This is a genomic window from Mesorhizobium sp. M8A.F.Ca.ET.021.01.1.1 (assembly GCF_003998025.1).
Taxonomy (GTDB): domain Bacteria; phylum Pseudomonadota; class Alphaproteobacteria; order Rhizobiales; family Rhizobiaceae; genus Mesorhizobium.
Genome location: NZ_RZSJ01000500.1, coordinates 1 through 4,618, shown reverse-complemented (window position 1 = coordinate 4,618; position 4,618 = coordinate 1). Strand labels below are relative to the sequence as shown.

The following is a 4,618-nucleotide window of genomic DNA, read 5'->3' as shown; positions in this document are numbered from 1 at the left end:
TGGCGTGGCCATGCGCTTCATCGACTGCCTGTTCAACCGCTGCCGCGCGCCGCTCGACCTGACGCTGGAGGACGATCCTCGAAATGATGCGCCCGGCGGGCGGCCTGGCCAGGAGATGCTGTGCTGCGGCATGCGCACCAGGGCGATGAAAAGCTACTGCACCTACCATCAGGCACGCTTCCAGCGTCGTGTTTGCGAGGCCGGCTGCAGGGTTGATCCCTTCTCCCCGGTCACGGGGAGAAGGTGCGAGCAGGCGGATGAGGGCAGCGGCGACATAACGCAATTTGGAGCTTCAGCGGACGCCAAACTGTGGAAGCGCTGGCTCTGCCCGTCATTGCCCTACAGGGCATGCTCCCCGTTCATGGGGAGAAGGACGCTCCGCGAAATATTGGGAGAATTGCCTTGAACAACTATCGCGCGGCACCGCTATTTCGGCACTTGGCGGCCCTGTTTGGGCTGGCGGCTCTGTACGGTGCGCGGCTCCAGCACCATCCCTGGGCCGCCTCCGGCAACCAGTATGCCGGTAACGCGGGCAAAGCCGGTGAACACTTTGATCGCGTCGGATTGCGAGATCTGCGCCGCGATGGCCGCGCTGCAGGCGTTGAGCGCGCTGCGATAGACATGGCCCCGCCGCTCAATCGGCCAGCGCTGCAGGAAATCGGCGGCGTCGCTGACGGTCTCGATCTCCTCGACATGTCCGTCCAGGGACACTTTGAGCGGCACTCCGGTTTTCATCGTACCCACGGCGTTCACCTTCGGTCCAGGCGCGGCTTTCAAGCCGACGCTCATAAACGCACAAGGCTGGCAGGCGGTTGCATCGCCGTCTCAGGGGCTCGCAGCCGCGTCGAGCCACTCATGCGCGCGGCTTCTTGGCTTGGCCACCAATATGCCCTGTTGCCTGGCCGCCTCGCGGAAGGCTTCGAAGGCGGGGCGCGGACAGCAAGTGCCCTCGACAGCGAGCCTGACAAGCCGTGCCGCCTCGAGATAGTCCGGCGCGGTCTTGTCGGGCCATTGGTGACGAAGCGCGGTCGCCGCGTCGGCCACCGAGCCGACCAGCATGGTCTTGTTGTCGCAGAAACGCAGGGTCACCGGCATGAAGGCTGTCATCGGCAGTCCTCTCCTTGGTTTGGACGCGTCATAACGTCCGGACCGGGGGCTGGTTCCATTAGCGCGACTGGAAGCACGGCACGGAGCGCGGCATGAGCGAACGGCCTTTCATGCAGCTCTACGTCTCCGATTTCGTCGGCGACACGCTGCAACTCTCGACCGAGCAGATCGGCGCCTACATGCTGCTTCTGATGGCAATGTGGAATGCCGGCGGGAGCTTGCCCGACGACGACGGCAGGCTGGCGCGCGTGGCGCGCCTGCCTTTGAAACGATGGCGGGCGATCAGCGCCGAGCTGCTGGCCTTCTTCGAGCGCGAGGGTGGCGAGATCGGCCACGGGAGGCTGACGAAGGAGCTGCGCAAGGCGCGGCTGAAGAGCGAGGCGAGGGCGGCCGCCGGCGCGCGCGGCGGAGCCGCCACCGCCTTGAAAACAAAGGCGCATGCCAGGGCAAATGCCGATGTTTTGGCGCGGCATTCTCCAGAGTCCAGAAACCAGATGGAAAAAGCTTCCGCTTTTTCAGCGCGCGGGGCGCGCGAAGGACCGGGGATTTCGATTGGGGGCCGTGAGGCGGCTTCGGGATCGCGCGGCCCGGGCCAGCGCAAAAAACCGCGGGGCTGGATCAGGCCGAAAACCCACAGCGACGCCGCCAATGCCATCATCGAGGAGATCCGCGGATATGACCACGGCCGAACTGCAGCAGGCGACGAAGGCGCTGGCGGCACTGTTCTCCTGCTTCCCGCAATCCGCCCTGACTGATGTCGAGATGCAGCTGCGCGGCTATCTCGGCGCCGTCAGGGATGCCGAGCTGGCCGATCTGCAGGCCGCCATCCAGCGCTTCGTGCGCGGCGAGGTGAGGAGCGGAAACGCGCAGTTCTGTCCTTCGAGCGCGCAGCTCTGCATCGAAGTGCGCGAGCGCAAGGTGATGCGGGAACTGCTGGCGCGTCGGGGTGGGCAAGCGCCGGCAAAACAGTTGACGGGATGATCATATCCGACAGGTCCGAGGGACAGCGCCCCCCTCTGGCCTGCCGGCCATCTCCCCCTCTTGGGGGGAGATCGGATGTCGCTACTGCTTTCGCCGATCTCCGGCGTAGCAGGAAAAGCGGTACCGACGACGCAGCCAATCTCCCCCCAAGAGGGGGAGATGCCCGGCAGGGCAGAGGGGGACGCGAAGGATCGCGACCTCTCTTGGAAAACACACCCCGACCCCCAAAAAGGAGCCACCGCATGCCGAAGAAAACCAAAGCCGCCAAGCCGCAGGCGCCGAAGCTGCCGAAGGGCGAGGCCGAGCAGGTGCGCATCCGCCGCGAGGTCGGTCATGATTTCGCGCTAAGGGACGATGCCTTCGGTCGCAAGCGGCTGACATCCGGCACGGCGGAGGCGCGTCGCGTCTACGAGGTGTCGAATAACGGCCACACGTCCACCGGCGGCATCGTGCGGGTGCGCAATGTCGATCCGCTTCTCGGCATCACCTCGCTGTCGCGCCAGCAGCGCGAGGCCGGCCTGCGCTACCGCGAGCATTTCCGGTGCAGCCAGCAGGCCGATATCAAGCCGATGCGCTGGACGGAGCGCGTTGACGGCGGCCGCGCCGGCGGCGGCATCGCCGACAGCGTGCTCAACGCCGGCCGTGCGCACGCCGCCGCGACACGGGCGCTCGGGCATTGGGACGTCGCGGCAACCGTGCAAAAGGTCGTGTGCCTGGAGCAGCCAGTGAAGACCGTGGCCGAGCAGGATGGCGACGGACGCGATGTGGTGACGAAGCTCTTGAAGGTGGGGCTGGATCTGCTGGCGGTGCATTATGGGATGATGATGGGGCGTTAGCACCGCCCGGCCAGCGATGCGTACCGGCAAATTCGCAATGTTTATCCGGCCGGTCAGATGCCGGCCGGATCAGTTTGAACGGTCAATAGCGGCAGACGCGCACTCGCTCGATCACGCGGTGGTGATGCCGCCAATGCTTCACCAACTCGGTTTGGCAACGATGATGGTACATGCCGTAGTAGCGCGGCCGATAGCCGTCGTTATACATGCTGTAACGGTAGTGGTTGCGGCCGTAATACGGGCCATAGTCGGAGTAGTCGCGATAGTAGCGATGTCTGGGAACGTAGTAATCGTCATCATAGCCGTTCCCGATGCCGAGCGTGATGCTGGAGGCATTGGCGGGAGCGATTACCGCCACCGCCGAAGCGACTGCTATCACCGATGCAAGCAAGAGTTTTTTCATGACAACCTCCTCTGTAAGGTGTGTCTAATAAACGCCGGGGACGCGACCCTGTTCCCATAAATCGGTGGATCGATGGGTTCGCACCCTATGTCGTGGCGGCGGAAGCACCTCTCGCGGAGCTTGGCCGCACCTGTCAGCATGGTGAGGCACATTTTGAACCTCGGCCGCCACTATCCATTTCCCCTATATGCAACCAGGAAGGGAGATTGGACCATGAATATCATTCTTGGCGGTACCGGGCGTGTCGGCTCGGCGACGGCAGCGACGCTCCTGCGGCTGGGCGAACCGGTCACGGTGGTGACGCGCGACGAGGCCAAGGCGGCGGCTTTGACCGCGCACGGCGCCGAGGTGGCAGTGGCCGACGTGCTTGATGTCGAGGCGCTGCGTGGCGTGTTCAGGCGCGGCACAAGGGCATTCCTGCTCAATCCGCCTGCCGATCCTTCGACCGACACGGATGCCCAGGAGCGCAGGACGGTGGCTGCGATCGCCGCGGCGCTGGACGGTTCGGGGCTGGAGAAGGTCGTGGCGGAATCGACCTATGGCGCACGGGCCGGCGAACGCACCGGCGACCTGACCATCCTGCATGGGCTGGAAGAAAAGCTGCATCGTCAGCCCATCGCGGCCAGCATTATCCGCGCCGCCTATTACATGAGCAACTGGGATGCCTCGCTGGAGACCGCCAGGCGTGACGGCGTGGTCAACACGCTTCTCCCGGCGGATTTCGAACTGCCGATGGTGGCGCCACGCGACCTCGGCGAAGCGGCGGCGCGCTTGTTGATGGAGCCGCCGGATAAGAACGGCCTGCATCATGTCGAAGGACCGTCGCGTTACACGGCCAGGGATGTCGCCGCGGCCTTTGGCGAGGCGCTCGGCAGGCAGGTCAGCGTGGTCTCGGCGCCACGCGAGCGTTGGGTGGACGCGTTCGAGGACATGGGGTTTTCGCCTGAAGCCGCGCAATCCTATGCGCGCATGACGGAGGTAACGGTCGACGACACCTATGATCCGCCGACCAGGCCGGAGCGCGGGAAGGTGACGCTGGAGCGATATGTGGCTGATTTGGTGGGGGCTGGCTGATTTGGCACGGGCCGGTTGAATGAGCAAAGGACAAACGCCGCGCCTGCCGGCACCTCCTCCCCGTGAACGGGGAGAAAGGAGCCAAGTCCATCAAAACAGGGCCTTTTCCAGCGGTCCTTCCAGCGTCTCGGCAAACGCCGTCGCCAGATGATGGCGGTCGCGGAAGGCGAGCTTGCCGCCGATGAACACGTGGCATTCGGTCGGGCCGCAGAAGCGG

The 4,618-nt window shown here is 64.9% G+C and carries 7 protein-coding genes and 1 pseudogene; 5 read left to right on the top strand and 3 right to left on the bottom strand.

The window, feature by feature from the left end; all coding sequences use genetic code 11:
* Window positions 1-406: pseudogene (locus tag EOA36_RS38505) on the top strand (hypothetical protein); the annotation flags it as partial.
* A gap of 20 nt (window positions 407-426) precedes the next feature.
* On the opposite strand, the gene EOA36_RS28270 reads toward EOA36_RS38505, so the two are convergent.
* Both EOA36_RS28270 and EOA36_RS28265 read right to left on the bottom strand, forming a co-directional pair.
* The gene (locus EOA36_RS28270; RefSeq protein WP_127280334.1) at window positions 427-789 is read right to left on the bottom strand and encodes a DUF982 domain-containing protein; all 363 of its coding nucleotides are present in this window, start codon (window positions 787-789) and stop codon (window positions 427-429) included.
* Between the two features lie 36 nt (window positions 790-825).
* Window positions 826-1,107, bottom strand: a complete 282-nt coding sequence (locus EOA36_RS28265; protein ID WP_127280333.1) for a DUF982 domain-containing protein — start codon at window positions 1,105-1,107, stop codon at window positions 826-828.
* A 92-nt stretch (window positions 1,108-1,199) separates the two neighbouring features.
* Between EOA36_RS28265 and EOA36_RS28260 the strand changes: the two genes are divergently transcribed.
* The 3 genes from EOA36_RS28260 (at window position 1,200) to EOA36_RS28245 (ending at window position 2,924) form a co-directional block, all read left to right on the top strand.
* Entirely contained in the window at window positions 1,200-1,862 is a 663-nt protein-coding gene (locus EOA36_RS28260) for a DUF1376 domain-containing protein (protein ID WP_127280332.1), read from the top strand.
* The gene (locus EOA36_RS28255; RefSeq protein ID WP_127280331.1) at window positions 1,783-2,088 is read left to right on the top strand and encodes a hypothetical protein; all 306 of its coding nucleotides are present in this window, start codon (window positions 1,783-1,785) and stop codon (window positions 2,086-2,088) included. Before EOA36_RS28260 ends, EOA36_RS28255 begins: the two co-directional genes overlap by 80 nt.
* 242 nt (window positions 2,089-2,330) lie before the next feature.
* On the top strand, window positions 2,331-2,924 hold the full coding sequence (locus tag EOA36_RS28245) for a DUF6456 domain-containing protein (RefSeq protein WP_127280329.1): 594 nt from the start codon (window positions 2,331-2,333) through the stop codon (window positions 2,922-2,924).
* A gap of 82 nt (window positions 2,925-3,006) precedes the next feature.
* On the opposite strand, the gene EOA36_RS28240 is transcribed toward EOA36_RS28245, so the two are convergent.
* The gene (locus EOA36_RS28240; protein WP_127280328.1) at window positions 3,007-3,327 is read right to left on the bottom strand and encodes a hypothetical protein; all 321 of its coding nucleotides are present in this window, start codon (window positions 3,325-3,327) and stop codon (window positions 3,007-3,009) included.
* Window positions 3,328-3,540: 213 nt separating this feature from the next.
* On the opposite strand from EOA36_RS28240, the gene EOA36_RS28235 reads away from it, so the two are divergent.
* Window positions 3,541-4,401 (top strand): NmrA family NAD(P)-binding protein, encoded by an 861-nt coding sequence (locus EOA36_RS28235; RefSeq protein ID WP_127280327.1) that lies wholly within the window; start codon window positions 3,541-3,543, stop codon window positions 4,399-4,401.
* Window positions 4,402-4,618 lie beyond the last annotated feature (217 nt).

What these genes read in the sequence shown, in the direction of transcription:
- EOA36_RS28270 (WP_127280334.1), bottom strand. Translation starts at nt 789, where the DNA reads ATGAGCGTCGGCTTGAAAGCCGCGCCTGGACCGAAGGTGAACGCCGTG.
- EOA36_RS28265 (WP_127280333.1), bottom strand. Translation starts at nt 1,107, where the DNA reads ATGACAGCCTTCATGCCGGTGACCCTGCGTTTCTGCGACAACAAGACC.
- EOA36_RS28260 (WP_127280332.1), top strand. Translation starts at nt 1,200, where the DNA reads ATGAGCGAACGGCCTTTCATGCAGCTCTACGTCTCCGATTTCGTCGGC.
- EOA36_RS28255 (WP_127280331.1), top strand. Translation starts at nt 1,783, where the DNA reads ATGACCACGGCCGAACTGCAGCAGGCGACGAAGGCGCTGGCGGCACTG.
- EOA36_RS28245 (WP_127280329.1), top strand. Translation starts at nt 2,331, where the DNA reads ATGCCGAAGAAAACCAAAGCCGCCAAGCCGCAGGCGCCGAAGCTGCCG.
- EOA36_RS28240 (WP_127280328.1), bottom strand. Translation starts at nt 3,327, where the DNA reads ATGAAAAAACTCTTGCTTGCATCGGTGATAGCAGTCGCTTCGGCGGTG.
- EOA36_RS28235 (WP_127280327.1), top strand. Translation starts at nt 3,541, where the DNA reads ATGAATATCATTCTTGGCGGTACCGGGCGTGTCGGCTCGGCGACGGCA.